This window comes from Streptomyces sp. NPDC007907 (assembly GCF_042959365.1).
Lineage (GTDB): Bacteria > Actinomycetota > Actinomycetes > Streptomycetales > Streptomycetaceae > Streptomyces > Streptomyces indiaensis.
Map to the genome: position 1 here is coordinate 25,417 of NZ_JBIBKR010000006.1, position 17,938 is coordinate 43,354.

Consider the following 17,938-nt stretch of genomic DNA (forward strand, 5'->3'; position numbering starts at 1 on the left):
ACCGGTGGCGGAATCGGGGTACGGCGGTGGGCGGGCCGTTGGGCGGGGACCCGTGCGCCGCGTACGCTTGCGCCGATGAACGCCACCGATCGCACCCCCGCCGACCTGCTGGGTTCCGCGCTCGCCGCGGATCCGGGACGTCCCCTGGTGACCTTCTACGACGACGCCACGGGCGAACGCGTCGAACTGTCCGTGGCCACCTTCGCCAACTGGGTGGCCAAGACCGCGAACCTCCTCCAGGACGAACTGTCCGTCGAGCCCGGGGACCGGGTGGCGCTGCTGCTGCCCGCGCACTGGCAGACGGCGGTGTGGCTGCTGGCGTGCGCGTCGGTGGGAGTCGTCGCGGACGTGTCCGGGGACGCCCGTGCGGCCGACGTCGTGGTGAGCGGGCCGGACCGGCTGGAGGAGGCACGGGCCTGCTCCGGGACCCGGATCGCGATGGCGCTGCGGCCGCTCGGCGGGCGGTTCCCGCAGGTGCCCGAGGGGTTCGTCGACTACGCGGTGGAGGTGCCGGGGCAGGGCGACCGGTTCGTGCCGTACGCGCCCGTGGATCCGGACGGGCCCGCGCTGGTCGTGGCCGGGCGGGAGTTCAGCGGGGCCGAGGTGGTCGAGCGGGCCCGGGCCGAGGCGACCGCACTGGGCCTGATCGGGCCCGGGTCGCGGATCCTGTCGGGGCTGCCGTACGACACGTGGGACGGCCTGAACGCCGGGCTGTTCGGGCCCCTGGCCACCGGTGGTTCCGTGGTGCTGTGCCGGCACCTGGAGCAGGCCGGGGACGGGGTGCTGGACAAGCGGGTGGAGAGCGAACGCGTCACGGTGATCGCCCGGGGCACGGCGGGCCGGTAACCCATCCCCTCCCCCCCGTTCGGCCCATCCCCACCCGCCCCCGGTCCTCCCTCCGCGTCATGGTCGTAGGAGCAGTGCGCGCGGGGCGTTCCTACGTCAGGAGGGAGGGGTGCCGCCGTGGGCTACAGGGTCGGGCCGGGCGCGGGGGCGTCCGCCAGTGGGCGGGGGCTGGTGCGGCGGCGCCGACGGCGGTGGGTGCGCATCACGGCGTTCGGGGTCACGGGTCTCCTCGTGGCGGCCGGCGGGGTCGGCTGGGCCCTCTACGCGAAGCTCAGCGGAAACATCACCCCCGACGAGGCGGCCGCGGCCGAGCTCGCGCGCTACGACAAGGAGCGGCCCACCTCCCTGGTCAAGGACGCCCGGAACATCCTGCTGATCGGGTCGGACTCACGGGAGGGGCGTGACAACGCCCGCTACGGGCGGGACTCCGGGACCGAGCGGTCGGACACCACGATCCTGCTGCACCTGTCGGCGGGCCGGCGCAGTGCGACCGCCGTCTCCCTCCCCCGGGACCTCATGGTGAACCTGCCGGGCTGCCGGCGCCCGGACGGCTCCCGCAGCGCGCCCCGGTTCGCGATGTTCAACCAGGCCTTCCAGATCGGCGGTTCGGCCTGCACCATCCGGACCGTGGAGAAGCTGACCGACGTCCGCGTCGACCACCACGTCGTCGTCGACTTCCACGGCTTCAAGGAGATGGTCGACGCGGTCGACGGCGTCCAGGTGTGCCTGCGGGCGCCGATCGACGACCGGGCCGCCAAGCTGCGGCTGCCCGCCGGGCGCGTGACGCTGAACGGCGAGCAGGCCCTCGGCTACGTCCGCGCCCGCAAGACCCTCGGCGACGGCAGCGACACCGAGCGGATGGAGCGGCAGCAGCGATTTCTCGGGGCACTCGTCAACAAGGTGCGCAGCAATGACGTCCTGCTGAATCCGGCGAAGCTGTATCCCGTGCTGGACGCCGCCACGTCGTCGCTCACCACCGACCCGGAACTGGCCAGCTTGCGTGGTTTGTACGAACTCGTGCGCGGTCTGCGCGACATCCCCATGGAACAAGTGCAATTCCTGACCGTCCCCCGGGAGTCGTATGCGTACGACGCCAATCGCGACCAGCTCGTGGAGCCCGCGGCGGAGCGGTTGTTCGAGCGGCTGCGCACGGACTCTCCGCTGGTCGTGGAGGGGAACGGCCCGCGGAATGCGGCCCCGCCGAGGCTCACCGGCACGCGTGAGGGGTCGCACGGGGATGCGTATCCGGGCCCTTACCGGGAGCGCGCCGTCACCGTTTCTCCTCCACCGACGTTTCGGGGGAACACGGCAGCCGAGGACACCTGCGAGTAAAGCGGGCACCAAGACGACTCCAAAGCAATGGCTCCCCACCAGGGAAATGGGCGGATTGCCCAGGTGTAGGGGCGTGGAATGGGTCACCGTCGTCGCCCGTCGGCGAAAGGGACGGTTAGTGTGAGCGATCCGGTGCGCCCGGCTCTGAGGGACGGTCCTGAGGTCGCGCACTGTGTGACCGAGACCCGGGCGCCTTGGAGGGGGAAGGCGCCGCGTCCCCCGACGGAGGAATCAGGCAACTGTGGACGCGCAAGGCCGTGGGCGGGCGGAGGACGTCGATCCCGCAGACCAGTGGGTGCTCAACCCGAGCACCGGTGAATACGAACTGCGACTGGGGCCTTCCGCACCGCAGTCGGGCATCCCCTCGCCGCGCAGACCACGCTCCTCCGAGGCGGCCCCGGCGCGCAGCCGTACGGAGGCACCCGGCCGGTCGCGGTCCGAGGCGCCGAGCCGGTCGCGGCCCGAGATACCCGGCCGTGCGGTGCCGTCACCGCGCAGGCGCCGCGGGGCGCCGGAGGAGCCGCTGCCGGGACGGCGCGGCCGGCGTCCGGCGAAGAAGGCCTCGAAGGGCAAGAAGGTCCTGCTGTGGACCGGCGGCACGATGGCGTTCGTGCTGGTCGCGGGCGCGGGTGCGGCGTACTTCTACATCGAGCACCTGAACGACAACATCGCGTCCGTCTCCGACGACGGCGCGAGCACCGGTGGCTTCAGCAAGGACAAGGCCATCAACATCCTGCTGATCGGCACCGACAAGCGCACCGGCAAGGGCAACGGCAGCTACGGCGACGCGGGCAGTGTCGGGCACGCCGACACCACGATCCTGCTGCACGTCTCCAAGGACCGGTCGAACGCGACCGCGTTGAGCATCCCGCGCGACCTGATCACCGACGTCCCGGACTGCCCGACGACGCAGGAGGACGGCACGCAGAAGGTCATCCCCGGTACGCGGCAGGTCCGTTTCAACACGAGCCTCGGCCAGGACGGCCGCACGCCCAGCTGCACGATGCGGACCGTGACCGAGCTCACCGGGGTCAAGCCCGACAACTTCATGGTCGCCGACTTCAACGCGGTCAAGACGCTGACCAGCGCGGTGGGCGGGGTCGAGGTCTGCGTGGGCAAGGACCTTGACGACCCGGACTCGCACCTGAAGCTGTCCAAGGGCATGCACACCATCGAGGGCGAGCAGGCGCTGGCGTTCGTGCGCACCCGGCACGCCGTCGGTTTCGGGGGTGACCTGAGCCGGATCGGGCTGCAGCAGCAGTTCCTGAGCGCGCTGATGCGCAAGCTGAAGTCCAACGACACCCTCACCAGCCCGTCCAAGATGCTCGACCTGGCCGAGGCGGGCACGAAGGCGCTGACCGTCGACTCGCAGCTGGACAGCATAGGCAAGCTGAAGGACCTCGGTCTGGAGCTGGGCAAGCTCAACACCGAGAACCTGACGTTCACCACCACCCCGGTGATCGACAATCCGGCGGAGAAGGTCAAGGCCACCGTCGTGCTGAACAAGTCGTCGGCCCCGCAGGTCTTCGACATGATCAGGAACGACGTCTCTTTCACCGCCGTGAAGGAGAAGAAGAAAAAGGAGGCCGCCGCGGTCGCCGCCCGGCTGAAGGGCACCAAGGCCCCGGCCTCCGAGGTGCGGGTGCGCGTCCTCAACGGCGGCGCCGTCGCCGGCAGCGCCCAGGAGACGCTGAGCTGGCTGCAGAACGAGGAGGGCGTGACCAGGTCGGAGAACGGGGGCAACGCGCCCGCCTCCCTGGCGAAGACCACGCTCGAGTACTCCCCCGACCAGGCCGACCAGGCCCGCCGCCTCGCCGACATCATGGGCCTGGCCGGATCCGCGATGAAGCCCGGCGAGAGCGTGACCAACTCCCAGGGGCTGCCCGCCATGACCCTGACCCTCGGCAAGGACTTCGAAGGGGCGGGGGTCTCCCTCACCACCCCCACAAAGGCACCGGAGGGAGTGCAGAAGTCCACCGCCGACAAGGTGGAGTGCGCCAAGTGAGATGACATTCCTTCGCGTTCGCCGAAGTTCCTCCAAACAAATGGGCGGGATTGCCCAGTTGTGAGCAGGTGCAATTTCTCACCCACGTCGCTTGACGCCGAAGTGTGCGGATAGTGTGTGCGATCCAGTGCTCTCCCCCATAAGGTCCGTCCTGGGGGCGTGCACTGCTAGACCAGCACCGTGCGCCTTCCGGGGGAGGGCGCCGCGTGGCCATACGGAGGAACAGGCAACCGTGGACGCGCAAGGCCGTGGGCGGGCGGACGACGTCGATCCCGCAGACCAGTGGGTACTCAACCCGAACACCGGCGAATACGAACTGCGACTGGCCCCTTCCGCAGCGCAGCCGTCCGTTCCCGGTCCCCGTGGTGCCGGTGGCCGTGGTGCCGGTGGGCGCGGCCCGGGCGGAACGGGCGGTGCGGCCCGTGCCCGCCGTCCCGAACCGTCCCGGCGTCCCGGGGCCGCCGCCCCCGACGGTGAGGCCCCCTCCCCCCGCAGACGCACCGCCGCCCCGGCCGAGACGGCCGCGGGGCGGCGCGGACGCCGTCCGGCGCAGAAGAAGGGGAAGGGCAAGAAGGTCCTGATGTGGACCGGCGGGTCGCTGGCCTTCGTGCTGGTCGGGACGAGCGCGGCCGCGTACCTCTACTACGAGCACCTCAACGACAACATCACGTCCGTCTCCGACGACGGCGCCGGCACCGGCGGGTTCAGCAAGGACCGCGCGATCAACATCCTGCTGGTCGGCACCGACAAGCGCACCGGCAAGGGAAACGAGGGCTACGGCGACAAGAACAGTGCCGGGCACGCGGACACCACGCTCGTACTGCACGTCTCCAAGGACCGCACGAACGCGACGGTGCTGAGCATCCCGCGTGACCTGATCACCGACATCCCGGACTGCCCGACGACGCAGGAGGACGGCTCGGAGAAGGTCATCCCGGGCCAGCAGCGCACCCGCTTCAACAACAGCCTCGGGCAGGAGGACCGTACGCCGAGCTGCACCATGCGGACGATCACCGAGCTCACCGGGCTGAAGATGGACCACTTCATGGTGGCCGACTTCAACGCGGTCAAGACGCTGACCAGCGCGGTCGGTGGCGTCGACGTGTGCCTGGCCAAGGACATCAAGGACAAGGACTCCAAGCTCGACCTGCCCAAGGGCGAGCACACGATCGAGGGCGAGGAGGCGCTCGCCTTCGTCCGCACGCGGCACTCCGTGGGCTTCGGCGGCGACCTGAGCCGGATCGAGCTGCAACAGCAGTTCCTGGGCTCGATGATGCGCAAGCTGAAGTCCAACGACACCCTGACCAGCCCCACGAAGATGATCAAGCTGGCGGAGGCGGGCACCAAGGCGCTGACCGTCGACTCCCAGATCAGCACGATCAAGAAGCTGGCCGATCTCGGGGCGGAGCTGGGCAAGTTCGACACGAAGAACCTCACGTTCGCCACCGTGCCCGTCGTCGACAACCCCGCCGAGAAGGTCAAGGCCACGGTGGTCCTGAAGGAGCCCCAGGCCCAGCAGCTGTTCGCGATGGTCAGGGACGACGTGTCGCTGACCGCCGTGAAGCAGGAGAAGAAGAAGGAGAAGGCCGCCGAGGCCGCCCGGCTGAAGGGCACCAAGGCCCCGGCCTCCGAGGTGCGGGTGCGCGTCCTCAACGGCGGCGCCGTCGCCGGCAGCGCCCAGGAGACCCTCAGCTGGCTGCAGGTCCAGGAGGGCGTGACCCGGTCCGAGAACGCCGGCAACGCCGAACGGCCGCTGGCCAGGACCACGTTGGAGTACGCGCCCGACCAGGCCGACCAGGCCCGCCGGCTCGCCGCCATCATGGGCCTGTCCGGTGCCGCGCTGAAGCCGGGCAAGAGCGTGACCAACTCCCAGGGGGTGCCCGCGATGACGCTGACCCTGGGCAAGGACTTCAAGGGGGCGGGCGTGCCCCTCACCACTCCGGCGAAGATCCCGGACGACGTCCAGAAGGCCACGGCCGACAAGGTCGAGTGCGCGAAGTGACCTGACCGTCCCTTCCTGCGTCTAACAGGTGGACGGAGCAAGCCCGGACGAATCGGCCGGGTGTACATCCGACCGGGCATGTCAGAGGTCCAACCAGAAGCGGGGACGACCGTGCTCCGGCGGAGCAGTGGGGGAACCCGTGGTCCGGACGGACACGGGTCACCCGTGATCCGAACACGACGCGGGGCGTGCCCCGGGGTCGGCCAGTGGGTGGGGAGGCAGGGGTATGGCGCAGAGTGACGTGCGCGGAAGCGGCACGCGGCACGATTCGGGGGGCCTGGCCCAGGACGAGCGTCCGGGGACGGCGGCGCCCGCCACGGGCGGTGGCGAGGGGGGCGGAGGCGGCCACGGCCGTCGGCGCGGCCGGCGGCGCGGCGGCGGACGCCGGATATTGCGCTGGTCCGCGATCGTGCTGGCGGTGCTGATACTCGGGACGGCCGGCGCCGGATACCTCTACTACCGCCACCTCAACGGCAACATCGACAAGGGCAAGCGCAACGCCGGCGAGTCCGACGTCAAGAGGACCGGGCCCAACGCGGCCGGTCAGACCCCGCTCAACATCCTGCTGATCGGCTCCGACAGCCGGAACTCCGCGGAGAACGTCAAGCTCGGCGGCGGCCGGGACAACATCGGCAGCAAGCCCCTTGCGGACGTGCAGATGCTCCTGCACGTCTCGGCGGACCGCGAGAGCGCCTCCGTGGTGAGCATCCCGCGGGACACCCGGGTGGACATCCCCAAGTGCGTCGACCCCGACACCGGGGAGAAGTACCCGGCGAAGAACACCATCATCAACGAGTCTCTCCAGCGCGGCGGCCCGGGTTGCACGCTCGCCACCTGGCAGAACCTGACCGGGGTGTACATCGACCACTGGATGATGGTCGACTTCGCCGGAGTGGTGGACATGGCGGACGCCATCGGCGGCGTCCCGGTCTGCGTCAACCAGAACGTGTGGGACCGGCCGCTGCCCGGCCAGGGCGGCGGCTCCGGACTGAAGATGAAGTCCGGCACGCACAAGGTGCAGGGCAAGCAGGCGCTGCAGTGGCTGCGCACCCGCCACGCCTGGGGCAGTGACCCGCTGCGCGCCAAGGCGCAGCACATGTACATGAACTCGATGATCCGGACGCTGAAGCAGCAGAACGTCTTCACCGACACCGGCCGCCTGATGGGCCTGGCCGAGGCGGGCACGAAGGCACTGACGGTGTCCGAGGAGATCGGCACGGTCAAGGAGCTGTACGACGTCGGCATGCAGCTGAAGTCGGTCCCGACCAACCGCATCACGATGACGACGATGCCGTGGATCGAGGACCCCCTCAACCGCAACCACCTGGTGCCCAAGCCGGAAGACGCCGACACGATGTGGGCGATGCTCCGCGACGACGTCTCCTTCGACAAGGCAGGCAAGGGCGGCAAGGCGAGTGCGGCGTCGGCCTCGGGTCCGTCCCCGGCGTCGGTGAAGGCGACCGGGCCCGCCGCCGCGCCGGCCGCGGGGCTGTCGGTCACCGTCGTCAACGGAACGGCCAGTGACGAGCAGGCCGCCGTTCCCCAGCGGGCCGCCGCGATCGTGGCCGCGCTGCAGCAGGAGGGCTTCACCCGGGCCGTCGCCTCCGGGCAGCAGGACCCGCACGCCCGGACCCAGGTGACGTACCCGAGGAGCACCGGGGAGCAGGGCCGGGCCAACGCCCTGTCGGTGGCGAAGGCGGTCGGCGTCCCGAGCAGCCAGGTGCGGGCCACGGACGACGTGACCACCACGCTGACCATCGGCAGCGACTGGCGGGAGGGCACGACCTACCCGAAGCAGAAGGCTCCCGAGGCGGGCGACCTGCCCGAGACCGCGGACGCGCTGAGCGCGGACAAGACGGAGTGCATGGACGTGTACAAGCCCTACCAGTGGTGAGCAGGACCACGCCGTAGGTCACGCGCCATAGGACACACGCCAGGGGCCCCTCCCCGTCCGGGAAGGGGCCCCTGGCCGCGTCGGGTCAGCTCGCGGTGGCGTCCGCACGCACCGCGGGGCGCCGGGAGGCGATGACCTTCTTCGCCAGCGCCCGCGGGCTGGTCAGGAAGCCCCAGCCCCACGACATGTGCATCGTGGCCAGCGCCACGGGGATCTGCAGCCGCGCCTTCAGCGGCAGGCCCTTGCCCGCCGGTATCGAGCCGAGCAGGATCGCCGCGAGGTAACCGCCGGGCACCACGAAGCCCCACGGCGTCAGCAGCGCGCCCACCAGGACGCCGGCGCCGATCGCGCACACGGCGGTCGGCGGGGCGAGGTAGCGCAGGTTGATCGAGCCCTCGTGGAAACGGGCGACCACGTGCCGCCAACGGCCGTAGTCCTTGTACTGCTTGGCGAGCGCCTTCACGCTCGGCCGCGGCCGGTACGACACCTTCAGCTCGGGCGAGAACCAGACGAGGCCGCCCGCCTCACGGATGCGGAAGTTCAGCTCCCAGTCCTGGGCGCGGATGAACTCCACGTTGTAGCCGCCCTGCTGTTCCAGCGCCTCGCGCCGGAACACACCGAGGTAGACGGTCTCGGCCGGACCGGCCTGGCCACCGGTGTGGAAGGCGGCGTTGCCGACCCCGATCTTCGAGGTCATCGCGGCGGCGACGGCGTGCTCCCAGTCGTTCTCGCCCTCGGCGTGCATGATGCCGCCGACGTTCTGCGCGCCGGTCTCCTCCAGGAGCCGTACCGCGGTCGCGATGTAGTTCGGCGAGAGCATGCCGTGCCCGTCGACACGGACGACGATCGGGTGCCGCGAGGCGTTGATCGCCGCGTTCAGCGCCGCGGGCGTACGGCCGGTGGGGTTGGGGACGGTGTGGATACGCGCGTCTTCTGCCACGAGCTCGGCGGCGATCTCGTCCGTGCGGTCCGTGGACGGACCGAGGGCGATCACGACCTCCATCTCGCCGGCGTACTCCTGCGCGAGGATCGCTTGGACTGCTCCCCGCAGATGCCGCTCCTCGTTGAGGACGGGCATGATCACGGAAACGGCGGGGTGCCGCACGTCGGGATTGGCGTTCATAGGGGGCTCACGTTACCGCGAACGGGGGACACCGGTGCGCGCCGCCGGGGCGCTGCCGCGGGCCGCAGATCGTATCGGCCTACGGTTTCACGGATCCCACGTACGGCCGTCGTCCGGAGGTGTTCCCATGCCCACGCCCCCGCGGTCCCCCCGGTCCACCGCCGGTCCCCAGCGTCGCCCGCAGCCCCCCGCCCCCCGCCGAACCCCCCGCCGAACCCCGCGCAGGCCCGCGCAGGCCGCGCGCACGTCGCGCTGGGTGATGCGCGCGGTCACCACGCTGTCCGTGGTGGTCCTCGCCTCCGCGGGCATCGGGCACGGGGTGATGACCAGCCTGGACGCGGACATCGCCCGGGTCGACCCCTTCAAGGACATGAAGAACCGCCCGCAGGCGGGCGATGGCATGAACGTCCTGCTCGTCGGCACCGACGGCCGGGAGAAGATCAGCGCGGAGGAGCGCCGCAAGTACCGGCTGGGCGGCGCACCCTGCCACTGCACCGACACGATGATGATCGTGCACATCTCCGAGGACCGGGAGCGGGCCAGTGTGGTGAGCCTGCCGCGCGACTCGTACGCGGTCACCCCGGAGCATGTCGACCATACGTCGGGCAAGCGGCACCGCGGACACCCCATCAAGCTGAACGCCGCGTACGCCGAGGGCGGCCCACAGCTGACCGTGCGCACCGTCGAGAACATGACGAAGGTGAAGATCGACCACTACCTGGAGGTCGACTTCACCAGCTTCATGAAGACGGTGGACGTGGTCGGGGGCGTGCAGATCTGCACGGCCGACCCCATGAAGGACAGCTACACCGGCCTGAACCTCCCGGCCGGCCGGCACACACTGGCGGGCGGGCAGGCGCTGCAGTTCGTGCGTGCCCGCCATGTCGACGGGGCCTCCGACCTGAGCCGCATGAAGCGGCAGCAGCGCTTCCTGGCGGCACTGGTGGAGCGCCTCACCTCCTCCGGGATCCTGCTCAACCCCATGAAGTTCCGGGACGTGACCCGGGCCGTGCTGGGCTCGGTACGCGCCGACAAGGGCTTCGGCACCGACGCGATGCTGGACCTGGGCCGCGCCATGCGGAACTTCTCCCCCTCCTCCTCCGAGTTCACGACCGTCCCCATCGGGCGGATGGGGTACGCCGTGAAGGGCGTCGGCTCCACGCTGAAGTGGGACCCCGTGAAGTCGGAGCGCCTCTTCCACGCCCTGCGCAAGGACCAGCCGCTGTCCGGGCACCGGTCGCGCGGCGCCGCCCGGGTCGTCTCGGTCGCCCCGCAGCAGATCCGCGTCCAGGTGGAGAACGGCACCCGCACGCCCGGCCTCGGCCGCAGGGTGGACGCGGCCCTCGCGTCCACGGGGTTCCGTACGACGCACGCGCCTGTGAACTCCGCCACCCGTGACGTGAAGCGCACGGTCGTCGCCTACGACCCCCGCTGGGACCGCTCGGCCAAGTCCCTGGCGACCGCCCTGCCGGGCAGCGAACTGCGCGCGGTCAAGGGCCTGGGCGCGACCCTGAAGGTGATCGCGGGCGCGGACTTCGAACGCGTCCGCAAGGTACGGGCCGAGGACCCGGGCCGGGGCGAGTTCGGCGTGGTACGCGGCGACGAGGTGTCCTGCGGCTAGAGCTGCGGCTGGAGGCCCGGGCACTGCGGATCGGGCGGGAGACCACGTGGCCCGCCGCCGGCAGACCGCGCGACGCAGGTCGGGCCGGGGACCACGTGGCCCGCGGCCGGCAGACCGGGCGACGCAGGTCGGGCCGGGGACCACGTGGCCCGCCGCCGGCAGACCGCGCGACGCAGGTCGGGCCGGGGACCACGTGGCCCGCGGCCGGCAGACCGGGCGACGTGGGCCGGGCGGGCCCCATGTGCCGCGCGGCTGACAGCCTGGGCGGCGCGGGTCGGGCCGGAGAGCCATGTGCCACGCCGCCGGCGGTCCCGGCGCGGCGAGGGGGGCGGGGCGGGGTGTGAGGCTCGGCGCCCGGCCTGGGCCCGTCAGTCCTCGAAGCCCTCTGCCGCTCGCTTCTCGCGCAGGTCCATGATCGCGCGGCGGCGGGCCAGGCGGTGGGTGCGGCGGATCTGGGCCTCCTGGTAGCGGCGCTTGTCCCGCTCCGTCTCCGGCAGGACCGGCGGGACCCGGCGGGGCTTGCCGTCGGCGTCGACCGCGGCGAAGACGAGGCACGCGGAGCCGACCTGCGTGGCCGGGGCGGACTCGTTCCAGCGTTCGGCCAGGACCCGGACACCGACCTCCATGGACGTCCGGCCGGTCCAGTTGACCTGCGCCTTCACGTGCACCAGGTCGCCGACACGCACCGGCTCCAGGAACGCCATCTCGTCCATGGACGCGGTGACCGCCGGACCGCCGGAGTGCCGCCCGGCCACGGCCCCCGCCGCGTCGTCGACCAGCTTCATGATCACCCCACCGTGCACGGTCCCCAGAAGGTTCGTGTCGTTGTGGGTCATGATGTGGCTGAGGGTGGTGCGGGACGCCGAAGTCGGCTTGCCCGGGATGTCCGGACTACCGGAATCCGCAGCTGGGGCCTGGTCTGTCATGGCCCCCACCTTATGCCGAGCCCGCGCGTGGGGGTTTTGTGTCAGCTTCGCCACAGCCGTGCTCTGATTTTCCGACGACTCTTGTATGGCGCACCACCGGGACCTGCACACTGGGGCGCATGAATGACTGGCCCGAGGGATTCTCCGCCGACAACCGCGGCAACCGCTACGGACGCGGCAGCTCGAGCGCACAGCCCGAGAGCGCCCGTGTCATGCGGCAGGTCCGCCGCGGCCCGGCGGCATCGCCCGGGCAGGCGGCATACGGCGGCGCCCCGCCGTACGGCGGCGGCGTGCCGCAGCAGCCGTCCTACGTGGACGGCGGCGGCCACGGCCCCGGTGACGGATACGACAGCGGCTACAACACCGGCCAGGTGTACGGCTCCCCCGGTGGCCGGGGCCCCGGTGGCCCGGGCGACGGCATGTACGAGCCGCGTCCCGCGCCGGACTGGCGCCGCCGCATCAAGGTGACGACCATCACGCTGGTGACCCTGCTGGTGGTCACGAGCGTCGGCACGTACTTCTGGGCCGACTCCAAACTCAACCGCGACGTCGACCTGTCGAAGGTCATCGACCGGCCGGAGGGGGGCGAGGGCACGAACTTCCTGATCGTCGGCTCCGACAGCCGCAAGGGCATGTCGGCCGAGGAGAAGAAGAAGCTGCACACCGGCTCCGCCGAGGGCAAGCGCACGGACTCGATGATGATCCTGCACACCGGCGACGGCGCCCCGACACTGATCTCGCTGCCCCGCGACTCGAACGTCACCATCCCCTCGTACAAGGGCTCCGAGTCCGGCAAGCTCTACCCGGCCACGGGCCGCCAGACGAAGCTGAACGCGGCCTACGCCGAGGACGGCCCGGAGCTGCTGGTCCGCACCGTGGAGGCCAACACGGGCCTGCACATCGACCACTACGTGGAGATCGGCTTCGCCGGCTTCGCGAACATCGTGGACGCGGTCGGCGGCGTGGAGATGGACATCCCGCAGGACATCAAGGACACCAAGTCGGGCGCCGACTTCAAGAAGGGCAAGCAGACGCTCAACGGCGAGCAGGCCCTCGCCTTCGTCCGCACCCGCTACGCGCTCGCCGGCTCCGACCTGGACCGCACGAAGAACCAGCAGAAGTTCCTCTCGGCCCTGGCCAACCAGGTCGCCACCCCGGGCACGGTCCTGAACCCCTTCAAGCTGTACCCGACCATGAGCGCCGGCCTCGACACCCTCGTGGTCGACAAGGACATGAGCCTGTTCGACCTGGCGTCCATGTTCTGGGCGATGAAGGGCGTCAGCGGCGGCGAGGGCAAGTCGATGAACATGCCGATCTCCGGCAACACCCCCAACGGCAACCTCCAGTGGGACTCCGCGAAGGTGAAGACGCTGGTGAGCCAGCTGAAGAACGACGAGAAGGTCACCGTCTCCGGCAACTGAGCGGGCAGGCGAGGCGAAGGGGGCACCCGGGCGGGTGCCCCCTTCGCCGTGCGGCGGTTCTCACATCGAGGCGCCCGCCATGGAGCGGCACGACTCGGCGCAGCGGTGACAGGCCTCGGCGCAGCGCATCATCTGCGCGTCCTCCGGCATGGACATACACGCCTCGGCGCACATGTCACAGGCCCGGGCACACATCGCGCACATCTCGGCCATCAGGGGCGAACGACGCATCATCATGTCGGCGCACATGCGCGTCATCTCGGCACAGTCCATGACCGCGCGCATGATCTGCATCTGGGCCTGGCCGCCCATCTGCAGGCAGGAGCTCATGGTCTCCTCGCACACGCTGTGGCAGGTCATGCAGGTCTGGACGCAGTCCTGCATCTCCTTGCTGAGCGGGGTGGTGGTGGCGGGCTGCTGGGTCATGACGTCCTCCCAGGGGGTGGCGGGAGCCGCGGATCGACGCCCGCACCTCTCGTCCTACGCCTTCGGCCCCATGAGCACCACAGGGCGGGGCCTCCCGGCTGTGACCGGCTCCGCCTGTGAGGCACGACTCAGCGGGCTCTGCGTGAAAGCGCCGGCAGCGGCAAAAAGGGTTTCCAGGCGTGCCGGGGCCCGGCACGGCGAGGGCGGGGCGGCGAGCAACCGTGCAGGGGGGAGACCCACACATGACACAGCAGACGTACGACGAGCGGCGGGCGCAGGAGCCGGAGCGCGAGCCGAAGGCCAGAGGGCCGGAGGAACAGAAGCTGCGGCTGCGCAGACGGCTGGAGCGGCTGATCGGCATCGCCGCGACCGAGGGCAACGAACTGGTGCCGCTGCGCAACGGCGACGAGATCTTCCCCGCCATGCTGGCCGCCATCCGGGCCGCCGAGCACACCGTCGACATGATGACGTTCGTGTACTGGCGCGGTGACGTCGCCCACGAGTTCGCCGCCGCCCTGGCGGAGCGGGCCCGGGCGGGTGTCCGGGTGCGGCTGCTGCTGGACGGGTTCGGCGCCAAGGAGATAGAGCAGGACCTGCTGGACGCCATGGACGAGGCAGGCGTCCAGGTGGCCTGGTTCCGCAGACCCACGCGCCAGTCCCCGATGCGGCAGAACCACCGCTGCCACCGCAAGGTGCTGGTCACCGACGAGCACACGGCCTTCACCGGCGGCGTGGGCATCGCGCAGGAGTGGTGCGGCTCCGCGCGGAACCCGGACGAGTGGCGCGACACCCACGTACAGGTCCGCGGGCCCGCCGTGGACGGCATCGCCGCGGCCTTCGCCCAGAACTGGGCCGAGTGCCACGACGACCTCTACGACGAGCACGACCGCTTCACCGCCCAGGAGCAGCCGGGACAGGCCACGGTCCAGGTCGTGCGGGGCTCGGCCTCCTTCGGCTGGCAGGACATGCAGACGATCCTGCGGGTCCTGATCACCTCGGCGCAGGAGCGCCTGCGGCTGGCCACGGCCTACTTCGCCCCGGACGCCTACTTCGTCGACCTGCTGGCGGCGGCGGCCCGGCGCGGGGTGACGGTAGAGATCCTGCTGCCCGGACCCCACACCGACCAGCGGGCCTGTCTGCTGGCCGGGCGGCAGCACTACCAGACGCTCGTCGACGCGGGTGTGGAGGTGCGGGAGTACCAGCCGACGATGCTCCACACGAAGATCATGACGGTGGACGGGGTCTGTTCCCTCATCGGCTCCACGAACTTCAACCGCCGCTCCATGGAGCACGACGAGGAGGTCGTCCTGGCGGTCCTCGACGAGGACTTCACCGCCCGGCTCGACGCCGACTTCGAGGCCGACCGCGAGCGCAGTGAGCCCATCGACGCCACCCGCTGGAAGCGCCGCCCCTTCACCGAGCGCCTGGCCGAGGCGGCGGTCACCCCGATCCGGCGGTTCCTGTGAGCGCATCCGGGGGCCGGTGGTGCCCGGCCCCCGGGGGACGGGTCACGGCAGGTTGCGCGCCATGACGATGCGCTGGACCTGATTCGTGCCTTCATAAATCTGCGTGATCTTGGCGTCGCGCATCATGCGCTCCACCGGGTAGTCGCGCGTGTAGCCGTAGCCGCCGAGGAGCTGGACGGCGTCGGTGGTGACCTCCATCGCCACGTCCGAGGCGAAGCACTTGGCGGCGGCGCCCAGGTAGGTGAGGTCGGCGTCGACGCGCTGGGAGGCGGCGGCGGCCTGGTAGGTCAGGGCGCGGGCGGCCGAGATCTTCATGGACATGTCGGCGAGCATGAACTGGATGCCCTGGAAGTCGGCGATCGGCTTGCCGAACTGCTTGCGCTCCTGGACGTAGCCCTTGGCGTAGTCGAGGGCGCCCTGGGCGATGCCGAGCGCCTGCGCGGCGATGGTGATGCGGGTGTGGTCCAGGGTCTTCATCGCCGTGGCGAAGCCGGTGCCCTCCTCGCCGATCATGCGGTCGGCGGGGATGCGGACGTTGTCGAGGTACACCTCGCGGGTCGGGGAGCCCTTGATGCCGAGCTTCTTCTCGGGGGCGCCGAAGGAGACGCCCTCGTCCGACTTCTCGACGACGAAGGCCGAGATGCCCTTGGAGCGCTTGGCCGGGTCGGTGACGGCCATCACCGTGTAGTACTCGGACTCGCCGGCGTTGGTGATCCAGCGCTTCACGCCGTTGAGGACCCAGTAGTCGCCATCGCGGACGGCCTTGGTCTTCATGCCGGCGGCGTCGGAGCCGGCGTCCGGCTCGGAGAGGCAGTAGGAGAACATGCCCTCGCCCTTGGCCAGCGGGGTCATGTACTTCTTCTTCAGGTCCTCGGAGCCGGAGAGGATCACCGGGAGCGAGCCCAGCTTGTTCACCGCGGGGATGAGGGAGGAGGAGGCGCACACGCGGGCGACCTCCTCGATCACTATGACGGTGGCGAGCGCGTCCGCGCCGGAGCCGCCGTACTCCTCGGGTACGTGCACGGCGTGCAGGTCGTTCGCGACAAGCGCCTGGAGGGCCTCGCGGGGGAAGCGGGCCTCCTCGTCCACCGCGGCGGCGTGCGGCGCGATCTTCGCCTCGGCCAGCGAGCGGACGGCGTCACGGAGCATGTCGTGCTCCTCGGACGGGCGGTACAGGTCGAAGTCAGCCGATCCGGCCAAGGTCTCTCACGCTCCAAAACGCTGCGATGGTGGCGCTAACTACCGTTAAGTAATCAAAAGTTTATGGGGTCGCCCACCCGAGTGATACGTGAGCTAGGCGACAGCGGAGAAGTTGCCCGTGAAGGCGCGCAGTCATGCCCCGGCTATGCTCGGGCGCGCACCGCATGCCGTAGACCCCTGGAGCACCCCATGGCCCTGAAGATCACCGTGATCGGCACCGGTTATCTCGGCGCGACACACGCGGCGGCCATGGCCGAGCTGGGCTTCGAGGTGCTCGCCCTCGACGTCGTGCGCGAGAAGATCGAGAAGCTGGAGCGCGCCGAGGCCCCGATGTACGAGCCGGGTCTCGAGGAGCTGCTGCGCAAGCACGTCGCCGGCATCGAGGGCTCCAGCGGCCGGCTGCGCTTCACCCAGGACTGGGCCGAGGTCGGCGCGTTCGGCGATGTGCACTTCGTCTGTGTGAACACCCCGCAGCGGCACGGCGAGTACGCCTGCGACATGAGTTACGTCGACTCCGCGATCGCTTCGCTCGCGCCGCATCTGCACGGCCCGGCGTTGGTGGTCGGCAAGTCGACCGTGCCGGTCGGCTCCGCGGACCGCCTCGCGGCCTACCTGGCCGCGCACGCGCCCGCCGGTCAGGACGCCGAGCTGGCGTGGAACCCGGAGTTCCTGCGCGAGGGCTTCGCCGTCGACGACACGCTGCACCCCGACCGTCTCGTGGTGGGCGTGCGCAGCGAGCGGGCCGAGAAGCTGCTGCGGGAGGTCTACGCGACGCCGATCGCCGAGGGCTCGCCGTTCGTGGCGACGGACTTCCCGACCTCGGAGCTGGTGAAGACCTCCGCGAACTCCTTCCTCGCCACGAAGATCTCGTTCATCAACGCGATGGCGGAGGTCTGCGAGGCCGCGGGCGGGGACGTCGCCAAGCTGGCGGAGGCCATCGGCTACGACGACCGGATCGGCAAGAAGTTCCTGCGGGCCGGGATCGGTTTCGGCGGCGGGTGCCTGCCGAAGGACATCCGGGCGTTCATGGCGCGCGCGGGTGAGCTGGGCGCGGACCAGGCGCTGACGTTCCTGCGGGAGATCGACTCGATCAACATGCGCCAGCGCGGGCAGATGGTGGAGCTGGCCCGGCAGGCGCTGGGCGGCGGGCCGTTCCTGGGCAAGCGGGTGGCCGTGCTGGGCGCGACCTTCAAGCCCGACTCGGACGACGTCCGGGACTCCCCCGCGCTGAACGTGGCCGGGCAGATCCACCTCCAGGGCGGGCAGGTGACGGTCTACGACCCGAAGGGCATGGACAACGCCCGCGGGGTGTTCCCGACGCTCGGCTACGCCGACTCGGCGCTGGAGGCCGTGCGCGGTGCCGACATCGTGCTGCATCTGACGGAGTGGCGGGAGTTCCGGGAGCTGGACGCCGAGGCCCTCGGCGAGGTCGCGGCGGCGCGGGTCATCCTGGACGGGCGCAACGCCCTGGACCCGGAGCGCTGGCGCAAGGCCGGCTGGACGTACCGGGCGATGGGGCGGCCCAGGGCCTGAGTGGGGGAGACCTCACCGCGCGAGGAAGGTGACGCCGGTTCGGCCGAGGCTCAGTCGGCCGAACCGGCGTCTTCGTGCATTCTGCCCCACCCGGACGGGCGGCGGGGCGGCTAGCGGGCTTCTGGGCGGAGCGGGCCGGGCGT

Annotated in this window: 13 protein-coding genes; 9 read left to right on the forward strand and 4 right to left on the reverse strand. The window is 70.8% G+C overall.

Annotated elements, in window-relative coordinates; genetic code table 11:
- Positions 1-75: 75 nt before the first annotated feature.
- From ACFZDI_RS24590 to ACFZDI_RS24610, 5 genes are all read left to right on the forward strand, one after another.
- Entirely contained in the window at positions 76-846 is a 771-nt protein-coding gene (locus ACFZDI_RS24590) for a TIGR03089 family protein (protein WP_234850996.1), read from the forward strand.
- A gap of 117 nt (positions 847-963) precedes the next feature.
- A complete protein-coding gene (locus ACFZDI_RS24595; RefSeq protein WP_391253284.1) occupies positions 964-2,178 on the forward strand; it encodes an LCP family protein in 1,215 nt (404 codons plus the stop codon).
- Between the two features lie 241 nt (positions 2,179-2,419).
- Positions 2,420-4,183 (forward strand): LCP family protein, encoded by a 1,764-nt coding sequence (locus ACFZDI_RS24600; protein WP_391253286.1) that lies wholly within the window; start codon positions 2,420-2,422, stop codon positions 4,181-4,183.
- A 232-nt stretch (positions 4,184-4,415) separates the two neighbouring features.
- Positions 4,416-6,185 carry an LCP family protein gene (locus ACFZDI_RS24605; RefSeq protein WP_391253288.1) on the forward strand — a complete coding sequence of 590 codons (1,770 nt, stop codon included), beginning with the start codon at positions 4,416-4,418 and terminating at the stop codon, positions 6,183-6,185.
- A 226-nt stretch (positions 6,186-6,411) separates the two neighbouring features.
- Positions 6,412-8,079, forward strand: coding sequence for an LCP family protein (locus ACFZDI_RS24610; protein ID WP_391253290.1), 1,668 nt, complete (start codon positions 6,412-6,414; stop codon positions 8,077-8,079).
- Positions 8,080-8,164: 85 nt separating this feature from the next.
- On the opposite strand, the gene ACFZDI_RS24615 is transcribed toward ACFZDI_RS24610, so the two are convergent.
- Positions 8,165-9,202: a glycosyltransferase family 2 protein gene (locus tag ACFZDI_RS24615; protein ID WP_234850896.1), complete on the reverse strand. Its 1,038-nt coding sequence runs from the start codon at positions 9,200-9,202 to the stop codon at positions 8,165-8,167.
- A 259-nt stretch (positions 9,203-9,461) separates the two neighbouring features.
- On the opposite strand from ACFZDI_RS24615, the gene ACFZDI_RS24620 reads away from it, so the two are divergent.
- The gene (locus ACFZDI_RS24620) at positions 9,462-10,823 is read left to right on the forward strand and encodes an LCP family protein (protein WP_234850990.1); all 1,362 of its coding nucleotides are present in this window, start codon (positions 9,462-9,464) and stop codon (positions 10,821-10,823) included.
- Between the two features lie 368 nt (positions 10,824-11,191).
- Here ACFZDI_RS24620 and ACFZDI_RS24625 read toward each other — a convergent pair whose 3' ends face one another.
- Positions 11,192-11,749, reverse strand: a complete 558-nt coding sequence (locus ACFZDI_RS24625) for a hotdog domain-containing protein (protein ID WP_391253292.1) — start codon at positions 11,747-11,749, stop codon at positions 11,192-11,194.
- 119 nt (positions 11,750-11,868) lie between these two features.
- On the opposite strand from ACFZDI_RS24625, the gene ACFZDI_RS24630 reads away from it, so the two are divergent.
- A complete protein-coding gene (locus ACFZDI_RS24630; protein WP_391253294.1) occupies positions 11,869-13,170 on the forward strand; it encodes an LCP family protein in 1,302 nt (433 codons plus the stop codon).
- Positions 13,171-13,230: 60 nt separating this feature from the next.
- Here the strand turns inward: ACFZDI_RS24630 and ACFZDI_RS24635 are convergent, their stop codons facing one another.
- The gene (locus ACFZDI_RS24635; protein WP_234846927.1) at positions 13,231-13,596 is read right to left on the reverse strand and encodes a four-helix bundle copper-binding protein; all 366 of its coding nucleotides are present in this window, start codon (positions 13,594-13,596) and stop codon (positions 13,231-13,233) included.
- 242 nt (positions 13,597-13,838) lie between these two features.
- Here ACFZDI_RS24635 and ACFZDI_RS24640 point away from each other — a divergent pair, with 242 nt between their 5' ends.
- Entirely contained in the window at positions 13,839-15,062 is a 1,224-nt protein-coding gene (locus ACFZDI_RS24640) for a phosphatidylserine/phosphatidylglycerophosphate/cardiolipin synthase family protein (RefSeq protein ID WP_234846926.1), read from the forward strand.
- A gap of 42 nt (positions 15,063-15,104) precedes the next feature.
- On the opposite strand, the gene ACFZDI_RS24645 is transcribed toward ACFZDI_RS24640, so the two are convergent.
- Entirely contained in the window at positions 15,105-16,262 is a 1,158-nt protein-coding gene (locus tag ACFZDI_RS24645; RefSeq protein ID WP_234846925.1) for an acyl-CoA dehydrogenase, read from the reverse strand.
- A 189-nt stretch (positions 16,263-16,451) separates the two neighbouring features.
- Between ACFZDI_RS24645 and ACFZDI_RS24650 the strand changes: the two genes are divergently transcribed.
- On the forward strand, positions 16,452-17,795 hold the full coding sequence (locus ACFZDI_RS24650; RefSeq protein WP_391253298.1) for a nucleotide sugar dehydrogenase: 1,344 nt from the start codon (positions 16,452-16,454) through the stop codon (positions 17,793-17,795).
- The last annotated feature ends 143 nt before the right edge of the window (positions 17,796-17,938 follow it).